Annotated in this window: 29 protein-coding genes and 1 tRNA gene; 9 read left to right on the plus strand and 21 right to left on the minus strand. The window is 63.1% G+C overall.

Translation table 11 applies throughout. From position 1 onward, the window contains the following. Positions 1-35: 35 nt before the first annotated feature. The 4 genes from BMX04_RS13350 to BMX04_RS13365 form a co-directional block, all read right to left on the minus strand. Positions 36-1,019: an alpha/beta hydrolase gene (locus BMX04_RS13350; RefSeq protein ID WP_074787271.1), complete on the minus strand. Its 984-nt coding sequence runs from the start codon at positions 1,017-1,019 to the stop codon at positions 36-38. Beyond that, positions 1,019-1,777, minus strand: coding sequence for an alpha/beta hydrolase (locus BMX04_RS13355; protein ID WP_074787273.1), 759 nt, complete (start codon positions 1,775-1,777; stop codon positions 1,019-1,021). The genes BMX04_RS13350 and BMX04_RS13355 overlap by 1 nt, the downstream gene beginning before the upstream one ends. A gap of 67 nt (positions 1,778-1,844) precedes the next feature. Next, positions 1,845-3,080 carry an MFS transporter gene (locus tag BMX04_RS13360; RefSeq protein WP_074787275.1) on the minus strand — a complete coding sequence of 412 codons (1,236 nt, stop codon included), beginning with the start codon at positions 3,078-3,080 and terminating at the stop codon, positions 1,845-1,847. Between the two features lie 24 nt (positions 3,081-3,104). Further along, positions 3,105-3,350 (minus strand): hypothetical protein, encoded by a 246-nt coding sequence (locus BMX04_RS13365; RefSeq protein WP_050662214.1) that lies wholly within the window; start codon positions 3,348-3,350, stop codon positions 3,105-3,107. A gap of 266 nt (positions 3,351-3,616) precedes the next feature. On the opposite strand from BMX04_RS13365, the gene thrS reads away from it, so the two are divergent. After that, positions 3,617-5,563, plus strand: a complete 1,947-nt coding sequence (gene thrS / locus BMX04_RS13370; RefSeq protein ID WP_074787277.1) for a threonine--tRNA ligase — start codon at positions 3,617-3,619, stop codon at positions 5,561-5,563. 10 nt (positions 5,564-5,573) lie between these two features. Here thrS and BMX04_RS13375 read toward each other — a convergent pair whose 3' ends face one another. Together BMX04_RS13375 and BMX04_RS13380 are read right to left on the minus strand one after the other, a co-directional pair. Further along, positions 5,574-5,942 carry a hypothetical protein gene (locus BMX04_RS13375; protein ID WP_050662212.1) on the minus strand — a complete coding sequence of 123 codons (369 nt, stop codon included), beginning with the start codon at positions 5,940-5,942 and terminating at the stop codon, positions 5,574-5,576. Between the two features lie 46 nt (positions 5,943-5,988). Then, entirely contained in the window at positions 5,989-6,303 is a 315-nt protein-coding gene (locus BMX04_RS13380) for an arsenate reductase family protein (RefSeq protein ID WP_074787278.1), read from the minus strand. Between the two features lie 209 nt (positions 6,304-6,512). On the opposite strand from BMX04_RS13380, the gene BMX04_RS13385 reads away from it, so the two are divergent. Continuing rightward, positions 6,513-6,719: a cold-shock protein gene (locus BMX04_RS13385; RefSeq protein WP_074787280.1), complete on the plus strand. Its 207-nt coding sequence runs from the start codon at positions 6,513-6,515 to the stop codon at positions 6,717-6,719. 69 nt (positions 6,720-6,788) lie between these two features. Here BMX04_RS13385 and BMX04_RS13390 read toward each other — a convergent pair whose 3' ends face one another. The 4 genes from BMX04_RS13390 to thyX form a co-directional block, all read right to left on the minus strand. Continuing rightward, positions 6,789-7,073: a hypothetical protein gene (locus BMX04_RS13390; RefSeq protein ID WP_074787282.1), complete on the minus strand. Its 285-nt coding sequence runs from the start codon at positions 7,071-7,073 to the stop codon at positions 6,789-6,791. 172 nt (positions 7,074-7,245) lie between these two features. Beyond that, positions 7,246-7,623 carry a hypothetical protein gene (locus BMX04_RS19440; protein ID WP_074787284.1) on the minus strand — a complete coding sequence of 126 codons (378 nt, stop codon included), beginning with the start codon at positions 7,621-7,623 and terminating at the stop codon, positions 7,246-7,248. Beyond that, complete coding sequence (locus BMX04_RS19100; protein WP_139194557.1) at positions 7,580-7,900, minus strand: hypothetical protein; 321 nt, start codon at positions 7,898-7,900, stop codon at positions 7,580-7,582. Before BMX04_RS19100 ends, BMX04_RS19440 begins: the two co-directional genes overlap by 44 nt. Then, on the minus strand, positions 7,893-8,801 hold the full coding sequence (gene thyX, locus BMX04_RS13400) for an FAD-dependent thymidylate synthase (protein WP_074787286.1): 909 nt from the start codon (positions 8,799-8,801) through the stop codon (positions 7,893-7,895). Before thyX ends, BMX04_RS19100 begins: the two co-directional genes overlap by 8 nt. A gap of 172 nt (positions 8,802-8,973) precedes the next feature. Here thyX and BMX04_RS13405 point away from each other — a divergent pair, with 172 nt between their 5' ends. Next, complete coding sequence (locus BMX04_RS13405) at positions 8,974-9,402, plus strand: VOC family protein (RefSeq protein WP_050662208.1); 429 nt, start codon at positions 8,974-8,976, stop codon at positions 9,400-9,402. Further along, on the plus strand, positions 9,369-10,073 hold the full coding sequence (locus BMX04_RS13410; RefSeq protein ID WP_074787288.1) for a DUF1194 domain-containing protein: 705 nt from the start codon (positions 9,369-9,371) through the stop codon (positions 10,071-10,073). Before BMX04_RS13405 ends, BMX04_RS13410 begins: the two co-directional genes overlap by 34 nt. On the opposite strand, the gene BMX04_RS13415 is transcribed toward BMX04_RS13410, so the two are convergent. The 3 genes from BMX04_RS13415 to BMX04_RS13425 form a co-directional block, all read right to left on the minus strand. Continuing rightward, positions 10,067-10,567, minus strand: a complete 501-nt coding sequence (locus BMX04_RS13415; protein WP_074787332.1) for a MarR family winged helix-turn-helix transcriptional regulator — start codon at positions 10,565-10,567, stop codon at positions 10,067-10,069. The genes BMX04_RS13410 and BMX04_RS13415 overlap by 7 nt on opposite strands. A 91-nt stretch (positions 10,568-10,658) precedes the next feature. Beyond that, the gene (locus tag BMX04_RS13420) at positions 10,659-10,883 is read right to left on the minus strand and encodes a succinate dehydrogenase assembly factor 2 (protein ID WP_050662206.1); all 225 of its coding nucleotides are present in this window, start codon (positions 10,881-10,883) and stop codon (positions 10,659-10,661) included. A gap of 34 nt (positions 10,884-10,917) precedes the next feature. Then, positions 10,918-11,319: a helix-turn-helix domain-containing protein gene (locus BMX04_RS13425; RefSeq protein WP_050662205.1), complete on the minus strand. Its 402-nt coding sequence runs from the start codon at positions 11,317-11,319 to the stop codon at positions 10,918-10,920. A gap of 85 nt (positions 11,320-11,404) precedes the next feature. On the opposite strand from BMX04_RS13425, the gene BMX04_RS13430 reads away from it, so the two are divergent. Continuing rightward, complete coding sequence (locus BMX04_RS13430; protein WP_074787290.1) at positions 11,405-12,607, plus strand: pyridoxal phosphate-dependent aminotransferase; 1,203 nt, start codon at positions 11,405-11,407, stop codon at positions 12,605-12,607. Between the two features lie 8 nt (positions 12,608-12,615). Beyond that, the gene (locus tag BMX04_RS13435) at positions 12,616-13,020 is read left to right on the plus strand and encodes a hypothetical protein (protein ID WP_050662202.1); all 405 of its coding nucleotides are present in this window, start codon (positions 12,616-12,618) and stop codon (positions 13,018-13,020) included. Between the two features lie 237 nt (positions 13,021-13,257). Here the strand turns inward: BMX04_RS13435 and BMX04_RS13440 are convergent, their stop codons facing one another. The 4 genes from BMX04_RS13440 to ppk2 all read right to left on the minus strand — a co-directional run bounded on the left by BMX04_RS13440 (position 13,258) and on the right by ppk2 (position 17,145). Further along, positions 13,258-14,613 (minus strand): MATE family efflux transporter, encoded by a 1,356-nt coding sequence (locus BMX04_RS13440; protein ID WP_074787292.1) that lies wholly within the window; start codon positions 14,611-14,613, stop codon positions 13,258-13,260. Positions 14,614-14,655: 42 nt separating this feature from the next. Then, positions 14,656-15,552 (minus strand): nickel/cobalt transporter, encoded by an 897-nt coding sequence (locus tag BMX04_RS13445; RefSeq protein WP_074787294.1) that lies wholly within the window; start codon positions 15,550-15,552, stop codon positions 14,656-14,658. Then, positions 15,534-16,178: a DUF1007 family protein gene (locus BMX04_RS13450; RefSeq protein WP_074787296.1), complete on the minus strand. Its 645-nt coding sequence runs from the start codon at positions 16,176-16,178 to the stop codon at positions 15,534-15,536. The genes BMX04_RS13445 and BMX04_RS13450 overlap by 19 nt, the downstream gene beginning before the upstream one ends. 73 nt (positions 16,179-16,251) lie before the next feature. Next, positions 16,252-17,145, minus strand: coding sequence for a polyphosphate kinase 2 (gene ppk2, locus BMX04_RS13455; protein ID WP_074787333.1), 894 nt, complete (start codon positions 17,143-17,145; stop codon positions 16,252-16,254). A gap of 381 nt (positions 17,146-17,526) precedes the next feature. On the opposite strand from ppk2, the gene BMX04_RS13460 reads away from it, so the two are divergent. Both BMX04_RS13460 and BMX04_RS13465 read left to right on the plus strand, forming a co-directional pair. Further along, complete coding sequence (locus tag BMX04_RS13460; RefSeq protein WP_175477370.1) at positions 17,527-17,865, plus strand: helix-turn-helix domain-containing protein; 339 nt, start codon at positions 17,527-17,529, stop codon at positions 17,863-17,865. Positions 17,866-18,367: 502 nt separating this feature from the next. Then, positions 18,368-18,991 (plus strand): hypothetical protein, encoded by a 624-nt coding sequence (locus BMX04_RS13465; RefSeq protein ID WP_074787300.1) that lies wholly within the window; start codon positions 18,368-18,370, stop codon positions 18,989-18,991. 210 nt (positions 18,992-19,201) lie between these two features. Here the strand turns inward: BMX04_RS13465 and BMX04_RS13470 are convergent, their stop codons facing one another. The 4 genes from BMX04_RS13470 to BMX04_RS13485 form a co-directional block, all read right to left on the minus strand. Further along, positions 19,202-19,654 (minus strand): hypothetical protein, encoded by a 453-nt coding sequence (locus BMX04_RS13470; RefSeq protein ID WP_074787302.1) that lies wholly within the window; start codon positions 19,652-19,654, stop codon positions 19,202-19,204. Between the two features lie 96 nt (positions 19,655-19,750). Beyond that, entirely contained in the window at positions 19,751-20,062 is a 312-nt protein-coding gene (locus BMX04_RS13475) for an ETC complex I subunit (RefSeq protein WP_050662576.1), read from the minus strand. 378 nt (positions 20,063-20,440) lie between these two features. Further along, positions 20,441-22,237 carry an ABC transporter transmembrane domain-containing protein gene (locus BMX04_RS13480; RefSeq protein WP_074787304.1) on the minus strand — a complete coding sequence of 599 codons (1,797 nt, stop codon included), beginning with the start codon at positions 22,235-22,237 and terminating at the stop codon, positions 20,441-20,443. A 225-nt stretch (positions 22,238-22,462) separates the two neighbouring features. Beyond that, a tRNA-Gly gene (locus BMX04_RS13485) sits at positions 22,463-22,536 on the minus strand. 72 nt (positions 22,537-22,608) lie between these two features. On the opposite strand from BMX04_RS13485, the gene BMX04_RS13490 reads away from it, so the two are divergent. Then, positions 22,609-23,304: an SDR family NAD(P)-dependent oxidoreductase gene (locus BMX04_RS13490; RefSeq protein ID WP_074787306.1), complete on the plus strand. Its 696-nt coding sequence runs from the start codon at positions 22,609-22,611 to the stop codon at positions 23,302-23,304. Position 23,305 lies beyond the last annotated feature (1 nt).

A 23,305-nucleotide genomic window follows, 5' to 3' on the forward strand; every position in this document is an offset into this window, starting at 1 on the left:
AGGGCAAAAGGGCAAGCCCCGGCTGCGCCGGTGCGTCAGATTACGCCAGAAATCCAGTCGCGCATCGTGTCAATCGCGCGCGCCGTGTTCCCCGGTGACATGATATCGCCCGCGATGACATGGGCAAAGGGATCATCCTCGGGACCCAGATCGGGGGTGCTGCGCGTCACCGGGCCGCCCCAGCGGGCCGCCACCTCTGCCGTGATATCAGGCCGCACGACGCGGTCGGCGTCGGAATAATAAAAGAGCGCAGGCAGCGTCACGCCGGTGTAATCGAGATCACGCGCATGGGCGACGATGGCGGCCATCGGAAAGACCGCAACACTGGGATATTCCGTCGTCCATTCCGCCGCCTGCCCGGGGTTGCGCGGCTCGAAACTGCGTCTCTGACCGGCCAGCAGCGGCAGCCAGTGACGCGCCCCCGGCAGCGTCAGCAGGGGCGCCACCGGGTTGTTGATCCCGAAATTCGGCGAGACCATGATGATCCCCGCCACGCCGTCGCGCAGCGCGGCCTCCTGCAGCGCCACCGCCGCGATGCTTGCCCCGGTCGAGGTGGCGAGCACGATCACCCGCTCGCCGGTGGCCCGGCCGAGCGCCAGCGCCTCGGCCGCGTCCTCCAGCCAGTCGGATGCCGTTGCCTCGCCCATGGCGTCAGGCGTGCGCCCGTGGCCGCGAAACCGGGTATAGACGAGGTTCGCGCCGAAGGCCTCGGCCAGCCGGTCCGGCACCGGGCGGATTTCCTGGCTCGATGCGGAAAACCCGTACAGATAGACGATCGAAATCGGCGTGCGCGTCTCGCGTTGCCCGGCCCAGATCACGCGCTTTTCGCTGCCGGGGCGAATGTCGTCATAGGCGGATTCGACCACCTCCAGATAAACACCGATCCCCTCGCCGAACTTGCGCGGCTCGAACGGTGCGGGCGCGGCCACCTCTTCGCGCGGGGCAAGGACAAGCGCCAAGGCACTGACCGCGATCAACGCCAGCGCCAGCCGCCCCAGCCCGCGCAGCACCCGCCGCATCACACCTGACCCGCCCGTGCGATCACCTCTTCGACCGAGGCCTCGATCAGCGCCAGACAGTCGGGATCAGAGAACCGGTGATCGGCCCTGTCGACCAGAACAAGCCGCTTATCGGGCCCGACAGAATGGTCTAAAAGCGATAATGCAACGGATTTATCCACATCTTGATCGGCAGTTCCTTGCAGAAATCGAATAGGAAAGGGCAAATCGAGCGGGCTGCGCAAAACCAGGTTCTCGCGCCCTTCCTCGATCAGGCGACGGGTGATGATATAGGGCTCGCCATAGTCGCTTGGCAGGGCGAGTTGCCCCTCATTCTGCAACGTCGCGCGCTGTGCCGCGTCAAAGCCGGCCCACATCGAATCCTCGGTGAAATCCGGGGCGGCGGCAATCGTGACCAGCCCCGCCACGCGCTGCGGCATCGCCCGCGCCAGCAAGAGCGCGATCCAGCCCCCCATGGATGAGCCCACGAGAATCTGCGGCCCCTTGGTCAGCGCCTCGATCGCCGCCCTTGCATCCGTTGCCCAATCGCCGATGCACCCGTCGGTGAACGCCCCCGAGGATTGCCCGTGGCCGGAATAGTCGAACCGCAGGAAGGCGTGGCCTGTGCGCCGCGCCCACTCCTCCAGCCAGAGCGCCTTGGTCCCTTCCATGTCGGATTTGAACCCGCCCAGAAACACCACGCCCGGCCCCTGCCCCGGCGTGAGGTGATAGGCCAGTTGACGCCCCTCGGCGGTGGTCAGATAAGACGGCTCTTGCATCGTGTCCTCCCGCGTTGTCCGGGCCGATCATGCACGCGCGGCCCGATCAGGGCAAACCGGTTTCGGATCACTCTGCCACGCGACGCAACGTCAGGGCAAAGGCACCGCCTGCCAGCGCCATTGCGGCAAAGCCCGCCAGCGCCCCCAGCGGCCCGACAAAGGACAGCCCGCCGCCGATGACCCCGGCCAAAAGCAGGATGCCCCCAATGGCGGTATTGGCAATCGCGGCATTCTGCGCCCGCAACTCCGGGTCGGAGATATCCACGAGGTAGACCGAGCGCGCCTGCCGCACGCCGTGATAGGCCAGCATCAGCACAAACAGGATCGCCGGGATCACACCCGGCCCTTGCGCAAGCCCGATCACCTGCGCCGCAATCGCCGCAAGCATCGCCATCCCGGCAAAACCGCCCGCCAGAGCCAGCACCCGGGCGCTGTCGCGATCCGCCAGCCGCCCCCAGACGTAGGAACTGACAAACGCCGCCACCGACGAGGCCAGCAGCATCGCCCCCAGCGTGCCCAATGCGCCGCCCTCCTGTGCGGTCAGCAGGACCATGTAAGGCGGCGCAAGTGCGGTCGAGACCAGCAGGCCCCGCACCAGAATGAAGCGGCGCAGGTTGGCGTCGCGACGCAAAATCTCTCGATAGGTTTCGACCGGCGAGGCGTCATCGGGGGTGCTGTCCTGCTCGCGCAGTCCCGCCAGAACCATCGCCGCCACCAGCCACGCCAGCCCGGCGAACGCGATGGCCGCGATCAGCGCGTCTTGGGATTTCAGCACCCCGGTCAGCATCAGCGCCGCGAAAATCACCACCGCCGCCGCCGAGACCGACCCCGCAAGGCCCGTCACCGCACCGCGGCGCGATTGCCCCACGGTCTTGCCCAGAATATCCTTATATGAGACCGAACAGGCGGCGCGCGCCACCGCGAGACAGGCAAGCAAGGCGCAGACCAGCACCCCGGCCAATACGCCCCCGGTCCATAGCGCGGTGAGCGCAATGCCGATGGCCGCAGCCCCCTGCACGGCGCTGCCGGTGACCCAGACCCACCGCCGTTGCCGCAACCGGGTCAGCCAGCCACCAAGCACAATCTGCGGAAGAAGTGCCCCGGCTTCGCGGATCGGCACCAGCATGCCGATGAAGGCGGCAGGCACGCCCATGGTGCCCAACAGCCAGCTTAGCACGAGTTTCGGATCAACCAGCCCGTCAGAAAGCTTGCTCAGGCTGAGGGCCGCCACGTGAAGCCGGGCATTGCGCGCCGCATGCGGCGCCATATCCGGCGCGATCAGCCGGTCGGTGAGCAAAGACATCAGATCAGCGGCAGGCCCGTTCGATCACCCGCCGATATAGGCCCCGCGACGCGGACGGTAAAAGACCTTCTGGTTGTGCAGACGGCCCAGCAGATCGTGGATCTGGCGCAGCGTCTCATCGGCCTCGCCGATGCTGTCCTCGGTCTTGTCGTGCTGTTCCATGTCGGGCAGCACACGCGCCGAAAGTTCGGATTTGGTCTGACGCAGCGCCGCCTCGATCAGATCCATATCCTCGACCGACAGTTCGAATTTGGAATTGTAACCCGGCATGTCTGTGGCCTCCTCAGCCCTTGCTGCTCCCCGCTATTGTGCAGGCGCAGCGTAATATTGTTTCGCGACCGATAAACGGCATTTAGGCCATCAATTCCGACATGTCCAATTCTTTTTGGGTATGCATCGGTATGGTGTCTTGCGCCGATGCGGTCTGCCTCTTTCGGAGGCAGGTCTTGACCTGCGGGCGCGCGCCGGGCATTAGGCGGCAACCATACCCGCAACCGGGCGTTCCGTGGGCGCCAAACCGACGAGGAGCCAGAGCAATGGCCGATATCTCCCTCACCTTCCCCGATGGCAATGCGCGCGACTACCCCGCAGGCATCACCCCTGCCGAAGTCGCATCGAGCATTTCGACCTCGCTGGCGAAAAAGGCGATTTCAGCGCATGTCGATGGCCAGCACTGGGATCTGCAATGGCCGATCCCGCAGGACGCGGCAATCAGCATCAACACGATGAAGGACGAGGCGCCTGCGCTCGAACTCATTCGCCATGATCTGGCGCATATCATGGCCCGCGCGGTGCAGGAACTCTGGCCTGATGTGAAGGTCACCATCGGCCCGGTGATCCAGAACGGCTGGTATTACGATTTCGACCGCGCAGAGCCCTTTACCCCCGAAGATCTCGGCCTCATCGAGAAAAAGATGAAGGAGATCATCAACCTGCGCGACCCGGTGCGCACCGAGATCTGGGAGCGCCCGCGCGCCATCGAGCATTATCGCGGCACCGGTGAGCCCTACAAGATCGAGCTGATCGAGGCCATTCCCGGCGACGAGCCGCTGCGCATGTACTGGCACGGACACTGGCAGGATTTGTGCCGCGGCCCGCATCTGCAACATACCGGTCAGGTGCCCGCCGATGCCTTCAAGCTGATGAGCGTCGCCGGGGCCTATTGGCGCGGCGACAGCAGCCGCCCGATGCTGCAACGCATCTATGGCGTGGCGTTCCAGTCCAAGGAAAAGCTCAAGGACTACCTCACCTTTCTGGAGGAGGCCGAGCGCCGCGATCACCGCAAGCTGGGCCGCGAGATGGATCTGTTCCACATGCAGGAAGAGGCCCCCGGTCAGATTTTCTGGCACCCCAACGGCTGGAAAATCTACACCACGCTGCAGGATTACATGCGCCGCCAGCAGACCCGTGGCGGCTATGTCGAGGTGAACACGCCGCAGGTTGTCGACCGCAAGCTGTGGGAGGCCTCGGGCCATTGGGAGAAGTACCAGGAGCACATGTTCATCGTCGAGGTCGACGAGGATCACGCCCGCGAGAAATCGGTAAACGCGCTCAAGCCGATGAACTGCCCCTGCCATGTGCAGATCTTCAATCAGGGGCTGAAAAGCTATCGCGACCTGCCGTTGCGCATGGCTGAATTCGGCTCGTGCAACCGCTACGAGCCCTCGGGCGCGCTGCATGGCATCATGCGGGTGCGTGGTTTTGTGCAGGATGACGCGCATATCTTCTGCACCGAGGATCAGATCGAAGCGGAAACGCGCCGCTTCATCGACTTCCTGTCCGACATCTACCGCGACATCGGGTTCGAGAATTTCTCGGTCAAGTTCTCTGATCGGCCCGACACGCGGGCCGGCAGTGATGACGTCTGGGACAAGTCCGAAACCGCCCTGAAGGCCGCGACCGAGGCGGCGGGCTGCGACTTCAGCCTCAATCCCGGCGAGGGCGCGTTTTACGGCCCCAAGCTCGAGTTTGTGCTGACCGACGCCATCGGGCGTGACTGGCAATGCGGCACGCTGCAGGTCGATTTCGTCCTGCCCGAGCGGCTGGACGCCACCTATATCGGCACCGACGGGGCCAAGCATCGCCCGGTGATGCTGCACCGCGCCGTGCTGGGCAGCTTCGAGAGGTTCATCGGCATCCTGATCGAGGAACATGCCGGGCGCCTGCCCTTCTGGCTGGCCCCGCGTCAGGTTGTCGTGGCCTCGATCACCTCCGAGGCGGATGACTATGTGCATGAAGTCGTTGAGAAATTGACCGCTCTCGGCATCCGCGCCGAGGCCGATACGCGCAACGAAAAGATCAATTACAAGGTGCGCGAGCACTCGGTCGGCAAGGTGCCGGTGATCCTTGCCTGTGGCATGCGCGAGGTCGAGGAGCGCACGCTATCGGTCCGTCGGCTTGGCGAAAAACAGACCAGCATGCGCGGCCTTGACGAGATGGCCGAGGCGCTGGCGCGTGAGGCGACGCCGCCGGACCTGCTCTGAGGCGCGCGCCTCAGAAATGTGATTTCGGCTCGTCCGGCTTGCCCGCGGTCACCGCGAGCAGCCCGGCGAGACCGGTCATGCCGATGGGGAACATGGTGAACACGTTGAACCCGAAGGCGTAGTACATCAGCCCCGCCGACAGGATCAGCAGCAGGCCTCCGCTGAGCGCGCGAATCTTGGCCATCGCCCCGCCGGCGATTGCCAGCATCGGGGCGAGAAAGCTGGCGGTGCGGATGAGCGCGGGGTCGGTCACCTGCGTCATCAGCCCCTCGACCTCGCCGAAGCGGTTGACCGCCTCGGTATAGCCATAGCTGAAGAACCCCACGAGGATCGCCAGACAGCCACCGATAATCCCCAGAACCATTGCCGCGCTGCGCATGAACTATACCTCCTAAAGCTTTGATATATATAGGGATTGCCGCGCGTTATCCAAGCAGTGCGGCCTGCGTGTCCGCACCCCACCCCAGATAGAGCGTGCCGCGGTCGTCGATCAGCGGGCGCTTCATCAGCGTCGGGTGATCGGCCAGCAGCGCAAGCGGGTCGCGGCTGCGTTCGTCGTCGGGGAGCGCGCGCCACGTAGTGGATTTGCGATTGAGCAGCGCGTCGCCGAATTGCGCCAGTGCCGCCTGCGCCAAATCTTTGGGCAAGCCCTCGGCGCGGACATCGCGGAATTCGGCCTTTTCAAGGGATTTCAACGCCTTGCGGCACGTATCGCAGGTTTTCAAGCCGTACAGGATCATTGCGTCGCCTCGTCATTTTTTGCCTGCTTATCCGGCATTTCCACACAGGTCACGGAGTTTCGCTTGATTTTTACATTGGCGGTGCAATCATTGTAACCGTCACGACACGGGTAATATCTCCGATTTTGCGTGCGGTTTCGGGGGTTTGCGCGATTTTTCGTGTCATGGTCGGGCATTTTCCCGGGAAGCGAAGACAAAGGAGAAGCGGCATGCCGACTGGCACCGTGAAATGGTTCAATACGACAAAGGGTTACGGCTTCATCGCGCCGGACGACGGCGGCAAGGATGTGTTCGTCCACATCTCTGCGGTCGAGCGGTCCGGGCTGACGGGGCTGGCGGACAATCAGAAGGTCGGGTTCGAGCTTCAGGATGGGCGCGACGGGCGGCAGATGGCGGCCGATCTCAAACTGCTCTGAGCCCCCGGCGCAGACAGGATGCAGGGGGCCCGGGTCAGGGGCCTCTGCGTGATCATGCGCTGATCCGGCTCAGTTACAGCCCTTGGCCCCGACCGGGCAATCGAAATTCGCCCGCGCGCTGCGCGTCGGGCGCGGCTTGTACGTGACCGGGTGCGACTTGGCCTGCTGATAGGTCTGATCGGCGGTCGGCTTGCCGCAACAGATCACGCCGTTCAGGCTGACCGGTTGCAGGCCCGAGGGGCAATAATTGGCATGGCTTTGATAAGCATAGACTTTCGGTGCCTCGGCGAGGGCCGGACCGGCCAGAAAGGCGAGCGCCAGGGCGGGGAAAAGCGATGTCTTGGAAACGCGCATGGGAAACCTCTTGAACAGGTGATGCAGGTGGGCTGGATGGTAACCACTCCACCCCGCCTGTCAATTTCTTTCGGGTAAACAACACGTTCTGTGTGGGGGCCCTGTGGGGCGGGGTTTCACGCTGCGGATGAGGTGCAGGTGGTTGGTTGGAAACCATCCCTGCGTAGACTCACTACAGGCTTCTTTCTTTAGTTAAACCATGCAACGATAGGAAAACGAGAAAATTCCTCCCCGTTTGAGTAATACTATACACATCTTCGCTAATCTCGATGAATTCAAACCTAAACAAGAACGTTAAATATTTCTCCAAAGTCCAAACCTTGAACGGCTCAAATTCTCGCTGCAACTCTTTGAACATTAAATCCGCTTCGCTCTTTGAAATGTTACGAGAGTTTAGCTCTTCTAAGGCGCGAATCTGACTTCCAAAAATGTCGGCGTATGCTGCAAAGAATGTTTTTTCTAATAACCTATACGTCAGACCCCTTATTAGCTTTTCTTGTCGTTTATCAGCAGGGATCGCCTCCAATTCTAGCAAAAATATTGTCTTCAATCCTTTTCGCGGCGGGATCTGTCAAAGGATCGAGTTCAATGTCGGCTAGTTTTTGCTTGGTCTCAGATTCCAATGATTGCGAAGATTGGCTGACTTGAGAAAGTTTAACTCCACTCGGTCCAAAGCTTTCGATTTTTGCTAGCATTGGCCTTAAATCGTTGCGAAAAATCCACAGGGCAAGGACGATAGCCATAGGCCAAGCCACAGCGCGCAACAATTCTACGAATAGTTGTAGATACGGTATTCCAGTAGTAGCCTCATACGGCGGCTCAAACATCAATCACCCCCTCAAACTCCCGCCATTCGCCCTTGGACATGCCGGAGTTTTCCTGCGTGACCTCTTCGCCCTTCAGCATCCGCCGCACGCAGTCGAGCGCCGTGGACGACAGCGTGGCACCACCCATGCGATAGTCGGCGAAGGCCTTGTAGGCGGCGGGCACCCAATCGGCGACGATGTCGCAGATCGCGTCGGCGTAGACCCGGATTTCGTATTGCGCGTGGGCATCCGCCCGCAGGCGCAGGAAATGCAAGAGGTTGTGCAGATCGACCTTCCAGTACCACTGGGTGTAGATATTGGCGGGCAGGTTCATGCGGGCCAGTTCGCGCGCCAGCCCCTGCTGCCCCTCGTCCGAGATCATCGCCTCGTAATGGTCATAGCAGCGCATCGCGTCCTCGGTCAGCAGACGCAGCACGCGGTCGGCCTCTTCGCCCTCGAGCGCCGCCCCACGCCCCTGATTGTTGGTGGTCGATTGCGCGGCGAGCGCGTCGGGCGCGGGGATGTAGAACTCGCGGTCGAGGATCGAGTAGCGCGCCGAATATTCGTTGACATTGGCGGTGCGGTGCCGGATCCACTGGCGCGCGACGAAGACGGGCAGTTTCACATGCAGCTTGATCTCGCACATCTCGAACGGGGTCGAGTGCCAGTGCCGCATGAGGTAGCGAATGAGCCCCTCGTCATTGCTCACGGATTTGGTGCCGCGCCCGTAGGACACCCGCGCCGCCTGACAGATCGCGGCATCGTCGCCCATATAGTCGATCACCCGCACGAAGCCGTGGTCGAGCACGGGATGCGCGGTATAGAGATGCTTTTCCATCCCCGGGGCGGTGGCGCGCAGGGTCTGCTGCGTTTCGCTGCGTTGCGCGTCGATTTCGGCCTGCTGGTCTGGGCTGAGGGGCATGGCGGGGCCTTTCATGGGCTGGTCAGGGCGGAGATGAGTCGCTGCCGACTATATCTTGCGGGGGGGCGATGCGCCAAGCCGATATCGGGTGGTTTCGCTGCCGGAATTGCGCCTCTCGACATCGCGGCGCGGGCCACTATCCTCTGGCGGGACGTAAATAAGGAGGCACGCGATGAAAATCAGGTATCTGCACACCATGGTCCGGGTCAAGGATCTGGACGCGACGATGCGGTTCTTTGGCCTGCTGGGCCTGAAGGAAACGCGTCGCTGGGACAATGACGGGGGCCGGTTCACGCTGGTCTTCATGGCGCCCGAGGGGCAGGAGGAATGCCCGGTGGAGCTGACTTATAATTGGGATGGCGATGATGCGCTGCCCGATGACAGCCGGCATTTCGGCCATCTGGCCTATTCGGTCGGCAATATCTACGAGATGTGCCAGCATCTGCAGGACAATGGCGTGGTGATCAATCGCCCGCCGCGCGACGGGCGCATGGCCTTCGTGCGCAGCCCCGACAATATCTCGGTCGAGTTGCTGCAGGAGGGTGACGCGCTGGAGCCCGCCGAGCCATGGGCGAGCATGGAAAACACCGGCCATTGGTAAGGTGGGCGGTTCTTTTGTCGGGGCTGATCGCGGCCCCGGCAGAGGCGGCCTGCCGCCTCGCGCTGGTGCTGGCGCTCGATGTGTCGTCTTCGGTCGATGCGCGGGAATATGACCTGCAGCGCGCCGGGCTGGCGGCGGCGCTCGATGCGCCCGATATCCGCCACGCGATCCTGACCGGTGAGGGCGATGTGGCCCTCTCGGTCTATGAGTGGAGCGGGCGGTTTCAGGAAAAGCTGCATCTCGACTGGACCTATCTGCGCAGCCACGCCGATATCACCCGTGCTGTGGCGGTGCTGGTCGGGATGGAACGCTCGACCTCGGATTATCCCACGGCGCTCGGCTCGGCGCTGGGCTATGGCGCGCAGGTGATGACCCGCGCGCCCGATTGTGTGCGGCGGGTGATCGACGTGTCGGGCGACGGGATCAACAATCAGGGGTTTGCGCCCGCGCTGGCCTACAAGCATTTTCCGTTTCAGGGGATCACGGTGAACGGGCTGGTGATCCTGGGGCATGACACCACCGTGCTGCGGCATTACCGCGACGAGGTGCTGCGCGGGCCCGGCGCATTTCTGGAACTGGCGCAGGGGTTCGAGGATTTCGAGCGCGCGATGGGACGCAAGCTCTACCGAGAGATCAGCGATATCGTGCTGGGCGCGCTGCCCGCTCAGTAGATATAGCGGATCTGGTCGGTCCAGTACCGCTCCACCCGGCGCAGCGACGAGGTGATCTGGTCGATCCCGTCAGGCCCAAGCACGCCGCGCCCTTCCAGCCCCTCGGCGTGTCGCGCGAAAAGGCTGGCCACCACATCGCGGATGCCGCGCCCCTTTTCCGTCAGGCGCACCCGGACCGAGCGGCGATCCACCTCGCAGCGCTGGTGGTGCATATAGCCCATCTCGACCAGTTTCTTGAGGTTGTAGCTGACATTGCTGCCCTGATAGTAGCCGCGCGATTTCAACTCCCCGGCGGTGACCTCGTGATCGCCGATGTTGAACAAGAGCAGCGCCTGCACCGCGTTGATATCAAGGATGCCGACGCGCTCGAACTCGTCCTTGATGACGTCGAGCAAGAGCCGGTGCAGCCGTTCGACCAGCGACAGCGCGTCGAGATAGGCCATGATGAACGCGGTCTGCCCGGTCGGCGGGCTCAGGGGTTTTTGAAAGCTCATATCCATCTCCGTGCGTGTCTGCTCGCATCGGAAACTGGGGCAAAAAGCCCAATAATCGGTTAAACCGCGACAATGACGCGTAAAATCCGATCTATTTTCCCGAACAGGCCACGCCCGAGATATCGCTGACCAGATCGGCAAAGCGCGGCGGGGGGGCGACCTGCCCGGTCACCCACTGGTAGAGATCCTGATCGTTTTCCGACAGGAGCGATTCGTAGGTGCCGAGGGTGCCATCGTCCATTGCCGCCAGCCGGGTCTCGGCATAGCGGCTCAGGATGATGTCCATCTCCTTGATGCCGCGCCGCATGGAGCGCATCGAGAGACGCTTGAGACGGTGCTCGCGCGGCTCGTCACTCAACGGCTTCTTCCCGCAGCTTGGCGCGCAGGCTTTTCTCGATCCGGCCGAGACGGTCGGTGGAAAAGGTGAGCTGCGCGCGGATGTCGCGGATCTCGGTCAGCATCTGGCTGATATCGGGGGACAATTCGCCGACCGCGGGCGTATCGGGCCCGTCGCCCTCACCCGAGAGCAGCCAGAGCAGGGAAACATTCAAGAGCCCCGCCATCATCGACAGCTTGTTGGCGCGCGGCTCGGACTGGTCGTCCTCCCAGGCTTTGAGTGTCTTGAGCTTCACGCCGAGGCGCTTGGCGAGGTCGCCTTGGGTCATGCCCGCGCGTTCGCGCGCGCCCGCTACGCGATCGCCGAAGGTGGTGGCATCGGGGTCGAACCAGCTGTCATTGGTGTCTGTCGTCATCTCATCCCTTTCCGGCGATCGTCCTTGATCAACCTTTGGCGGCAACCTATGAGATTTGTCAGGTGAATTCAAACCGGAGGCGGCCATGTCCGATCTGTCCGCGACATTATCGCGCGTGAAGCCCTCGCCCACCATCGCGGTGACGACGAAGGCGCAGGAGTTGAAAGCAGCGGGGCGCGACGTGATCGGCCTTGGCGCGGGCGAGCCGGACTTCGACACGCCCGATCATATCAAGGCGGCGGGCATCCGCGCCATCGAGGAAGGCAAGACGAAATACACCGCCGTCGATGGTATCGCCGAGTTGAAGGCGGCGATCTGCGCCAAGTTCAAGCGCGACAACGGGCTGGAGTATGTGCCCGCACAGGTCAGCGTCGCCTCGGGCGGCAAGCAGATCCTCTACAACGCGCTGATGGCGACGCTCAATCCCGGCGACGAGGTGGTGATCCCCGCGCCCTATTGGGTGAGCTATCCCGACATGGTGCTGCTGGCGGGTGGCGAGCCGGTGGTGGTACCTGCGGGAATCGAGACCGGGTTCAAGCTTACGCCCGAGGCGCTGGAGGCGGCGATCACGCCGAAAACCCGCTGGTTCATCTTCAATTCGCCCAGCAACCCCACCGGGGCGGGTTATACATGGGACGAGTTGAAGGGTCTGACCGACGTGTTGATGCGCCATCCGCACGTCTGGGTGATGACCGACGACATGTATGAACACCTCGCCTATGACGATTTTCAGTTCTGCACCCCCGCACAGGTGGAGCCCAGCCTTTATGACCGCACGCTGACCTGCAATGGCGTCTCCAAGGCCTATTGCATGACCGGCTGGCGGATCGGTTATGCGGCGGGGCCGGAGCGGCTGATCGGGGCCATGCGCAAGATCCAGTCGCAGTCCACCTCCAACCCCTGTACGATCAGCCAATGGGCGGCGGCCGAGGCGCTGAATGGCAGCCATGACTTCATTGCTGAGAACAACGCCGTTTTCACGCGCCGCCGCGATCTGGTGGTGTCTATGCTGAACGAGATCGACGGGATCGAGTGCCCGGTGCCCAATGGGGCGTTTTACGTCTACCCGTCGATTGCCGGGCTGATCGGTAAGACGAGTGCCGGGGGGGCCGTGATCGAGGATGACGAGGCGTTTGCCACGGCACTACTGGAGGAAACCGGCGTCGCCGTGGTCTTCGGCGCCGCCTTCGGGCTTTCGCCGAACTTCCGGGTCAGCTACGCTACCTCCGACACGGCGCTGAAAGAGGCCTGCGGGCGGATACAGGCGTTCTGCGAAGGGATGAGATAGGGACGGACATGGCGGGCGATCTCCCCGATTATTACTTCCGGGTCCGCGAGAACGGGGCCTTCGTGTTCCGGGTGGATACCGAGAACCGGCAGCGCCGGATCGACATGGACCAGATCGCCGTGGTCAACATCCGCAAGTCCGAGATCAAGCCGCATGGTGACCGTGAACTCAGCGAGGCGGATGTCGCCGCGATCACTGAGTGGATGACCGAGCGGCTCAAGCTGATCGAGCATCGCGATATCGACGATATCCTGCGGGCGGTGGATTATCTCAACACGACAACCCATTGGGCGCAGTCGCGGGCCACGGAAGAGCAGTTGGAGCAGGTGACGGATGCGCTGTTGCTGGCGATGCATGACCTACGCACCGTGCTGGTACGCAAGAAGGCGGACCGGTTGCTGAAGGACGGGTGAGGGGGATGTCGCCGTGAGCCGCGCATCTACGGGCCGCGGTGCGGCGATCCAACGCTAGTTTGGTAGACCTTTATCTCTGCCACGTTGGGAAAACATTAACGCGATGCGCAGGTTGCAGCCAAATCGCCGTGCCGTCGGGGCGGCGTCAGGCCGAAGGCATGCCTCTGGCATGACGATGCGCGGCGGCCTAACGGCCGCGTATCGCGCGGGTACTTCATTCAGAAGCAGTAATTTCTCTCACGCCGCCACGCCGCGCGCCGACCAGCCCCAGAAGCGCAGCAGCATGAACACCCCCGCCAGTGCCAGCCCCGCCGCAAGGCCAAGCCAGATGCCCGCCCCGCCATAGCCGAGGGTAAAGCCCAGCACGTAGCTCACCGGCACGCCGACGGCCCAATAGCTCAGCGCCGCGATCACCATCGGCACGCGGGTATCCTGCACCCCGCGCAAGAGGCCCAACGCCATGACCTGCGCCGCATCGACCAGCTGAAACAGCGCGGCCGCCGCCAGCAGCCCGCGCCCGATCTCGATCACGGCGGCGCGGTCCGGGTCACCGGGGTCCAGAAAGAGGCCGATCATCGGGTCGGGCAGCGCCAGAAACAGCGTCATCGTCACCAGCGCCACGGCCCCCGACAGCCCCAGCACGACCCGCGCCCCGTCGCGCAACCCCTGCCCGTCGCCACGGCCAAACGCCTGGCCCGCGCGCACCGTGGCGGCGTTCGAGAGGCCCACATGCACCATGAACACCACCGATGTCACCTGCAGCGCGATGCCATGCGCGGCCAGCGGCAGCGTGCCCAGCCAGCCCATCATCACCGACGCGGCGGCAAACAGCCCGACCTCCGCGAGATTGGTGATGCCGATGGGCCAGCCCAGGCGAAAGACGCGTGTCAGCGCCTCCCAGTCGGGCCGCCAGAGGCGGGTGAAGAGCGCGTGTTCGGGGGCCACGAGGCGCACATAGAGCATCAGCGCCACCAGAGAGCCGATATGCACCGCGAGCGAGGCGATGGCCGCGCCGCGCACGCCCAGTTCCGGAAAGCCGAAATTGCCGAAGATCAACAGGTAGTTGACCACGATGTTCATCGCCACTGCCGCCAGCGTGATCCACAGCACCACCGCCGTGCGTTCCAGCGCGGCGAGATAGGATTTCAACACCATCACCATCAGCGCGGGCAGGATGCCCCATCCGGCAATGATCAGGTAATCGGCGGCCAGCGCCGAGGTGGCCGGGGCTTGCCCCAAGAGACCGAACACCGTCTCGGAGCCCAGCATCAGCGGCAGTGTGACAAGGCCGAAGAGCACCGACGCCCAGAGCCCCATGCGGGTGACGCGGCGCACCTGTGCACCTTCGCCGCTGGCCTCGGCGGAGGCCACCATCGGCATCACCGCCCAGGCAAAGCCCGAGCCCATGATGAACAGCACGAAAAACATCGTGCCGCCCAGCACCTCGGCGGCCAGCGCCTCGACCGAGTACCAGCCGAGCATCAGCGCATCGGTCAGGGTTATGGCGAATTGCGCCACGTGGCTGCCGACGAGCGGCAGGCCAAGGCCCATCACGGCGCGAGCGTGCTGGCGATATGAAAGACGCGGTTGCATAGGATTGGCGTTAGCCGGGGCCGTCCGCGCGCGCAAGCCCCGTCAAAGCACTGCCAGCATGAGTTGCAGCGACAGCGCCGCAATCACCACACCCGCCGCAAGCTCCAACAGCGGCAGGGCGCGGGCAAGGCCGCCGTCCTGCCCCGCAGTGAGCCGCGCCAGCGCCCCTTCGCGCAGCGTGACCGAGGCCAGCGCCACCGCAAGCGTAACGCTGGCGGTGCCCAGCCCCATGGCAAAGGTGCCGAGGATGCCCGCCATTTCCAGCCCCATGCGCCAGGTCAGGATCAGCAGGAACAGCGCCCCGGTGCAGGGCCGGATCGCCACGGCGGCGATCAGTGCCAGCGCATCGCGCCAGCCGGTGACCGATGCGGCTTCGTCCGCCGTGGGGCCATGCGTGTGCCCGCAACTGGCGCAGGTGCCGTCGTGGTCGTGATGCACCACACGCGCGGCGCGCAGCCGCCGCAGCCCGCGAAGGGCCAGCCATGCCCCCACGGCGGCGATGGCGCCGTAGCTGGCCGGGGCCATGATATCCTCGGCCAGCCCGGTCATGCGCTGGCGCGTGAGATCAAAGACGAACACGCCCGCATAGACCAGCACCACTGCCGAGCCCGCCTGCGCAAGGCTGGAGGCGAGCGCCAGCCCCGACAGGCGCAGCGCGCTCACGCGGGCGGCCATGCCATAGCCGCCGATCAGCAGCTTGCCATGCCCCGGCCCCGCCGCGTGGAAAAAGCCATAAGCGAAACACAGCGCCATGAGACCGGTCAGCGCCCCCGGATCGCCCGCCCGCAGGCTGCGCAACAGCCGCGCCATCGCCTGCTGGGTCTCGGCCTGCCCGGCATTGGCCCAGGCCGACACGGCCCCGGCCCCGCCGAACCCCCAGAGCCAGATCACCAGCGCCAGCAGACCAAGGGCCGCAAGGCTCAGGACGGGGCGGCGCATGACAGATACATCGCCTGTGAAAAGAGATTGCCCACCTCGACGCCCTCATATTGCTCTTCGGCGCTGAGCTGGCCCAGCATCTCGCGGAAGGCGCGTTGCGAGGCGTCGAGATCGGGCTCGCGGATCGTGTGGCTGCAGCCCTGCGGCAGGCGGATCGGGCCGGTCAGCGTGTGCTCGACGTAATAGGTCGGATCATAGGCCTCGACCTTCAGGCCATCACCGGGCACCGGGCCGAACGTGCGGGTATGCGTGGCGACGATACGGCCCTCCTTTAACGCGATGCCGGTGGGCACCGGATGATCGAGCGCGATCTTGTCCTCGCCGTGATGCATGTAGAGATCGCCCTCGAACCCCTCGGGCCACTCCACCAGATCAAAGCCCTTGAGCCTCGCCAGTTCATCTTCGGTCAGTTCGCCATCGCCATCGGAGTCGAGCCCCATATCGCTGAGGATGAGCAATGAGAAGAAATCGTCATAGGTCCACGTCACCTCGACGCGGGCCAGATTGCCCTCCTCGTCGCCGGTGAACTCCAGCGCCACATCGACAAATACATGCGGATGCGCGCCCACACCGCCGACAGGCAGACAGAGGCAGAGCGCGAGCGCGAGGCGGCGGGTCCAGATCATGGCGACATGATTACTCGGGCCGCCGCGCGCGGGCAAGCGCGCAGCACGCCCGACCGACCCCGATCAGCAAAAATCAGCGCGGCTTGCGGTCGTCGGGATGCAGCGACTTGCCCAGGATGTGATCGCTCTTGTGCAGCACATGCTGCGCGGTCGAGACGATCAGCGGATCGGGCGCATGCGCCACTTTCGGATCCTTGCCCGGATAGTCCAGCGAATTGAGGAAATGCAGCATGCAATTGAGCCGCGCGCGCTTCTTGTCGTTGGATTTCACCACCGTCCAGGGCGCATCGGCGGTGTCGGTGTAAAAGAACATCGCCTCCTTGGCCTCGGTGTAATCCTCCCACTTGTCGAGGCTGGCGCGGTCAATCGGGCTCAGCTTCCAGTGTTTCAGCGGGTCGGTCTCGCGGCTGGCGAAACGGGCGCGCTGTTCGCCTTGCGTGACCGAGAACCAGTATTTGAAAAGCCGGATGCCGGAGCGCACCAGCATGCGCTCCAAATCGGGCGTCTGGCGCATGAATTCCAAGTATTCCCACGGCTCGCAAAAGCCCATCACCCGCTCGACACCGGCGCGATTGTACCAAGAGCGGTCATAGAGCACGATTTCGCCGACGGTGGGCAGATGCTCCACGTAGCGCTGGAAATACCACTGGCCCCGTTCCTGATCGGTGGGCTTGTTGAGCGCCACGACCCGCGCGGTGCGGGGGTTGAGATGCTCGGTGAAGCGCTTGATCGTGCCGCCCTTGCCCGCGGCATCACGCCCCTCAAAGAGCAGCACGAATTTCTCACCCGCATCCTGCGCCCAAAGCTGCACCTTGAGCAATTCCGCCTGCAATTTCGCCTTTTGCGCCTCATAGCTGCGGCGGCTGAGCCGCGTCGCGTAGGGGTATTCGCCATTCTCGAAGGCCAGCCGGAGCGCGGTCGCCTCTTGCTGGCGCGGCGGGGATGGAGGGGTTTGCGTGTCCGCCATATCGGTCGGCGCGGTCTGAGTTTCTGTCATATGGCGATCCCTCATCTGTTGTTGTTTTTGATGAGAGACAGCTTACCGCAACACGTGCAAAACTGCCTTGATGCGTGTCAATCCAGCCTGTTGCCGCATGAGTCGGCATAATTGACGTGAGGTCACGACTACAGCTTCACCTCACAAGCATCGGAAATATATCTATATTTATATTTTACTAGCTATTTTGAATTCAAAACCTAGACTCATGCATAGTGGCGGAGTGCTGTGATTTATGCCAGAAGATGTGGAAACGGGACACTCTAAATCGCCCATCCTCCGGCATGGTCGCCACGATGGGCGAAAGCATTCTAAACTTGAGGACGTTGAGCATGTATGGAGCGCGTGAGTATGCCGCTTGAACATCCGGAACAGGCCGAGTTCGACATGGACGCATTTTGCAAGCGCCTTGCACATTACATGGCGCAGGAAGGCATGAACCCTGCACAACTGTCGAAACGTGCAGGGCTCAATGCCCGTGCGGTGACCGATATTCAGCAAGGCCGCATCAAGAGCCCCCGCGTGCTAACGGTTATGGCCCTCGAAAAGGCGCTTGGGCTCAGTCCCGGGGCCCTTCTTGGTTTTGGTCCGGCGGCTGTGTCGTCGGAATTGCAAGAGCTTCTGAATGAGCTTGACGAAGCAACGCAGCAACAGCTGCTGGTGACGCTTCGATCGCTGCGCAAGATGTGAATCCAGAGCACCTCAACTTCATGGCGAAAATAAGGCGGGCCGTCTCATCCATGGTGGCGTCGAACTCTGTCATGAAGTGACTTTCGTTCATTGTAGGGGCACCTCAATTGCCTTGCAGGACGATTGGCGCACCGACAGATATCCCCCTCTGAAACCGATAACTCATAATCTGGGCATGAACCCGTGCTGCCAATGACCAAAGATGGTGATTTAAATACATTGAACCGTGTTGAAAATTGTTACCCTCATCATTGATTAATCACGTATCTTCTTGAGCGGTCAATGCAAGTGATGGGTTACCTAGGGTTGCGCAATATTTCGCCTAGGTCAGCATGCCTGCAAGAAAAGCTAGTTTTTAAAGGTAAAATATGATTGCGTATATCCTATGGGTGCATCATGGACAATGAAGCGACCTAAACGCTCTCCTTTAAGTTGCAACAAAATGCTTGAGTAGTGTGTTTTATCACATATACTGAAATCAAGGTCGAGATGGAGGACGTCAATGAGCTTTGAATCGCTGAAAATGCCCTTGCGGTCATCGCTTTTCGAGCGCCTGGTGTCATATCTCAAGCCCGCCCCGGCACCTGCGCCGCGCAGCTGGGAAGAGCCGCACCTGCCCGGCCTCGCAACTCGCCTGTTCCGGGAAAGCGAGCGTCGCCTCGACGCGGTCGGCCTGGACAGCCCGCAGGCGACCGCCCGCGAGATCGAGCTGCGCGGCGCGTTCACGCATCAGAGCGTGCTGATCCTGGCCAAGCCGTCGCATAACATCACCAACCTTCAGATCTGGCTCGAATCGATCTTCGGGCTCGATGTCACGGTGGTGCATGACCCGGCCTTTTTCTATGAATGGCTGTTCCGGTTTGCGGGTCTGACCGACCTCGTGGTGATCGACCGCGACAGCTTTACCGACGAGCGGCCCACCTTCGGCACCTTTCTCAGCGCCGCCGAGGAGGCCTGCGACGATATCCCGATGATCGTGATGTCCGAGGACTTCGCGGCCAATGATTTCGCGCCGAGCTGGCAGGACAAATGGGATATCACGCTCAGGGCTCCGGTCGCGCAGACCACGCTTTGGCTGGCCATCAAGACGGCCGCGGATATGGCGCTCAACGGCAAGTGCCGCTGAACGCCGCACAGGATCGGTCAGTGTCAGTCCCCAGATTTCACTGACCGCGCAAGCGGCGCCGGGATGCGGGTTCCCCCAGATCCCTCCCCGGTGCTGCTTCCCTTCTTCAGTGCTGGTCCGGGCCGACCGCGCAAGGTCTTTGCAAAGACCTTGGCAACGCGGTTTGAAAACCGCGTTGAAAGCCGTTTGCAAACGGCTTTGGCGCAGCCCTCAGAAGTCGAGGATACTGTCGAAGTTGTTGAGGATCGCGACCATCAGGAACACCCCACCGATAAACAGCGCCATCCAGAACAGGTATTGCATCAGAAAGGCACCGGTTCCAAAGCCGAGGGCCAGGAGCGGCAGGCTGCGCGGTTCACGACGAAAGAGACCGATCGCCCCGCACAGCGCGGCCCCTCCAGCCACGACCGGAATGGCGAGGGTGATGATCGTGGCCAGGGTCATCGCCGGGGTTTCGGGCACCGGTTGCGCTTCGCCCATCATGCTGCGCATGGCCGATTTGCGGATTTCAGCCGCCATTTCGCCGATCTGCGAGGCCATACCGGGCTGCGGCTCGGCAAAGATCGACGACAGGCTGAGCGTCACCAAGGCGACGGCGATCAGACCGGCGATGACGCCGGCCAGGCCCCAGACAGGGTGCGGGGATTCGATGGTGGGTGTCATCAGGGGGTCCTCGCGACAAGATTCATCGCAAGGGGCAATACCCCCCGAAAGCGGCAGGATTATGGAAAAACGCGGGCCCCTGTCAGAGCGCCCCTGTCAGTGGGTCCAGACCTGACGACGATTGGTGGCGAAATTGTCACCGTATCCGCCGGGGCGGATGTTCGTCTTGCGCTTGTGCGGCTCCTGAACGACGGCGTCGATACCGTGCTCCTTGGCGTATTGCAGCGCCGCCTCCTTGGTGGAAAAACGCAGCCGCACCTGGGCCTGCGTGTCCTCATTCGAGGTCCAGCCCATCAGCGGATCAACCTCGCGCCGGGTCTCCGACACGAATTCCAGCACCCAGTGCCTGGACTTGGCGGTGCCGGACTGCATGGCGTTACGGGCCGGTTTGTAGATGCGCGCGGGCATGAGCCTCTCCGTGTTTGATCTGACGATGGTTATCCCAAATCGCAGGGGTTTGGGCAAGGGGCGAATGGCCGCGCGCCGGACTGTCGGTTGGTGCAGCTGTTGGCGTGGGGCGCCCGTTGCCGTTTCAGGGAAAAGCCGCGCGGTGCCCGACCGCGGGTGGGCGCTGCAACCTCAGTGGGGTGCGCTTTATGCCAGCCAAATACTGCAACGACTACGCGGGCTTGTGACGTCGCAAAAGCGCCCGCCCGCCACGCCTGAGGCGTGCCGGTGCTATCGGCGCACCTTAGGTGCGACGGGGCGGTCGGGCGCTGCGCGGCGGCGCGTGCCACGCCTTGACTCCGCGCATTGGGGCTGACGTCAACGGCCGCTCAAGCCCCCTCACGCCGCCTCGCCATCGGTGAATTGCAGCCGCGCCAGCCGCGCGTATAGCCCGTTTTCCGCCACCAGACTGTCATGCGTGCCCTGCGCCACGATCCGGCCCTGATCCATCACCACGATCCGGTCGGCCTTTTTAACCGTGGCCAGACGGTGTGCCACGATGATCGTGGTGCGGGTCCGCGCCATCGCATCGACCGCCTGCTGCACCGCGCGCTCGCTCTCGGCATCGAGCGCCGATGTCGCCTCGTCGAGCAGCAGAACGGCGGCATCGCGCAGGATCGCGCGGGCGATGGCGATGCGCTGTTTCTGCCCGCCCGAGAGCATCACGCCGCGCTCACCCACATAGGTATCATAGCCCTCGGGCAGCCGCGCGATGAAATCATGCGCATTGGCCGCGCGCGCCGCGGCCTCGATTTCGGCATCGCTCGCATCAAGACGGCCAAAGCGGATATTCTCGCGCGCCGAGGCGGCGAAGATCACCGGGTCCTGCGGCACCAGCGCAAGATCGGCGCGGAACGCGTGCCGCGCCATATCCCAAAGCGGCACACCGTCAAGCGTGATCTGCCCCTCATCGGGGTCATAGAACCGCTGGATCAGCTGAATGACCGAGGTCTTGCCCGCCCCCGACGGCCCGACCAGCGCCACCGTCTCGCCGGGCTTGATGCTCAGGTTGAAATCGTCAAGCGCCGGGGTTTCGGGCCGCGCGGGATAGGCAAAGCGCACCGCGTCAAATTCTATCCCGCCGCGCGCGGGGCGCGGCACCGCCACCGGGGCGGCCGGGTCCTTGACCGGGTCATCGGCCTGCAACAACTCGACCAGCCGCTCGGTGGCGCCCGCCGCGCGCTGCAACTCGCCCCAGATTTCCGACAGCGCCGCCACGGCCCCCGCCACCATCACCGAATAGATCACGAATTGCACAAGGCTGCCGGGCGTCATGTCGCCTGCCCGCACGTCGCGCGCGCCGATCCAGAGCACGCCGACGATGCCGGTGAACACGAGGAAAATCACGATCACCGTCATCAGCGCGCGGGTGTTCACCCGGCGGCGCGCCGCGTCATGGCTGCGCTCGGTCACATCGGCGAAACGCGCCCGGCTCTCGCCCTCATGGGTGAAGGCCTGCACCGTCTGTACCGACAAGAGCGCCTCGGAGGCGTTGCCGGAACTGTTGGCGATCCAGTCCTGATTCTCACGGCTGAGCACCCGCATCTTACGGCCCAGAAAGAGGATCGGGAAGATCACCAGCGGCACGATCAGCAGGACAAGCCCGGTCAGCTTGGCCGAGGTCAGCAGCATCAGGACCATGCCGCCGATGAACAACAGCAGGTTGCGCAACGCGATCGAGACGGACGAGCCGATGACCGAGAGGATCAGAGTGGTATCGGTGGTGATCCGGCTCAGCACCTCGCCGGTCATCAGCCGTTCGAAGAACGCGGGGCTCATGCCGATCACCCGGTCGAACACGGCCTTGCGGATATCGGCAACCACGCGCTCGCCCAGACGGGTGACCAGCAGGTACCGCGCGCCGGTGCCAAGCGCCAGCAGCGCCGCGATGAAGAGCGCGCCGCCGAAATACTGATCGAGCAGCGCGCCGTCCTCGGTGCCGAAATTATCCACCACCCGGCGCACCGCCATCGGCAGCACCAAAGCCACCGCCGCAGTCAGCACCAGCGCCGCAATCGCCGCGCCCAGAAGCGCGCGATAGGGCCGCAGGAACGGCCATAATTCGGCCAGCGCCCCAACCCGCTTCGATCTCTCGCGATCCAGCTGATCGGCCCCGTTCTCGGCCTTTCGCACCATCGGTTCTCTTCCCTCGTCATTTTGCACAGGGTCTTGGCGCGCGGGCGCGCCGGGGTCAAGGGGCTGTTCAGCCGCAGGGCGAAAGGATTGGAGCGGGCGACGGGAATCGAACCCGTATCATCAGCTTGGAAGACAGGCGTCTAAATATAAATTTGTCTTTTTTTATCAATTACAAGCAGGCGATCTTTGCCAGTATTTGTAGGTAAAATGTCGGAAAGGAAACTCTGGAGCGGGCGACGGGAATCGAACCCGTATCATCAGCTTGGAAGGCTGAGGTCTTACCATTACACAACGCCCGCTCAGCATGTTCCGGCTTATTTCATGGGCCTCCAGACGTCAAGTATCTGCTGGACAATCGGGAAGGAAATTCGATGACCAAACCGCAAGCTGTGATCATAGGAGTCGGAGATGGACTGTCGGCCGCCGTGGCGCGTGAACTTGTAGCGGACCATGCTTTAACTCTGGCAGCGCGCAGTCAGAACAAGATCGAGGCTCTCGCTGACGAGATCGGAGCCCACACAGTGCGTCTGGATGCAACGGAGGAAGCAGCCGTCGCCAAGCTTTTTGAGGATCTGCCAGAAGCGCCACGGGTTGTGATTTACAATCCCTCCGCACGGGTGCGCGGGCCTATCGCGGATCTGTCCGTAGAGGATGTGCGCAAGGCTGTCGATGTCACGGCCATTGGCGCTTTCCTGGCCGGAAAGCACGCGGCAAAACGTATGCTGGCAAATGACCCCATAGGCGGGACGCGAGGCACCATCCTGTTCACGGGCGCCTCCGCCGGCGTGAAAGGCTTTCCGCAATCTGCGTCCTTTGCCATGGGCAAGTTTGCGCAGCGCGGCGTGGCGGAAAGCATGGCGCGCGAGTTGCACCCCAAAGGCATTCACGTTGCCTGGATCAACATCGACGGGGCGATCCTGAACCCCGGCCGCACCGAGCCGGATGACAAGCCCGGCTGCATGCTCCGGCCGGAAGCGATCGCCCGCACCTATCGCCACCTGATCGAACAGGATCGCAGCGCATGGTCCAATGAGATCGCCGTACGGCCCTGGGTCGAGACATTTTAGG

Source organism: Roseovarius tolerans, from assembly GCF_900109855.1.
Taxonomy (GTDB): Bacteria; Pseudomonadota; Alphaproteobacteria; order Rhodobacterales; family Rhodobacteraceae; genus Roseovarius; species Roseovarius tolerans.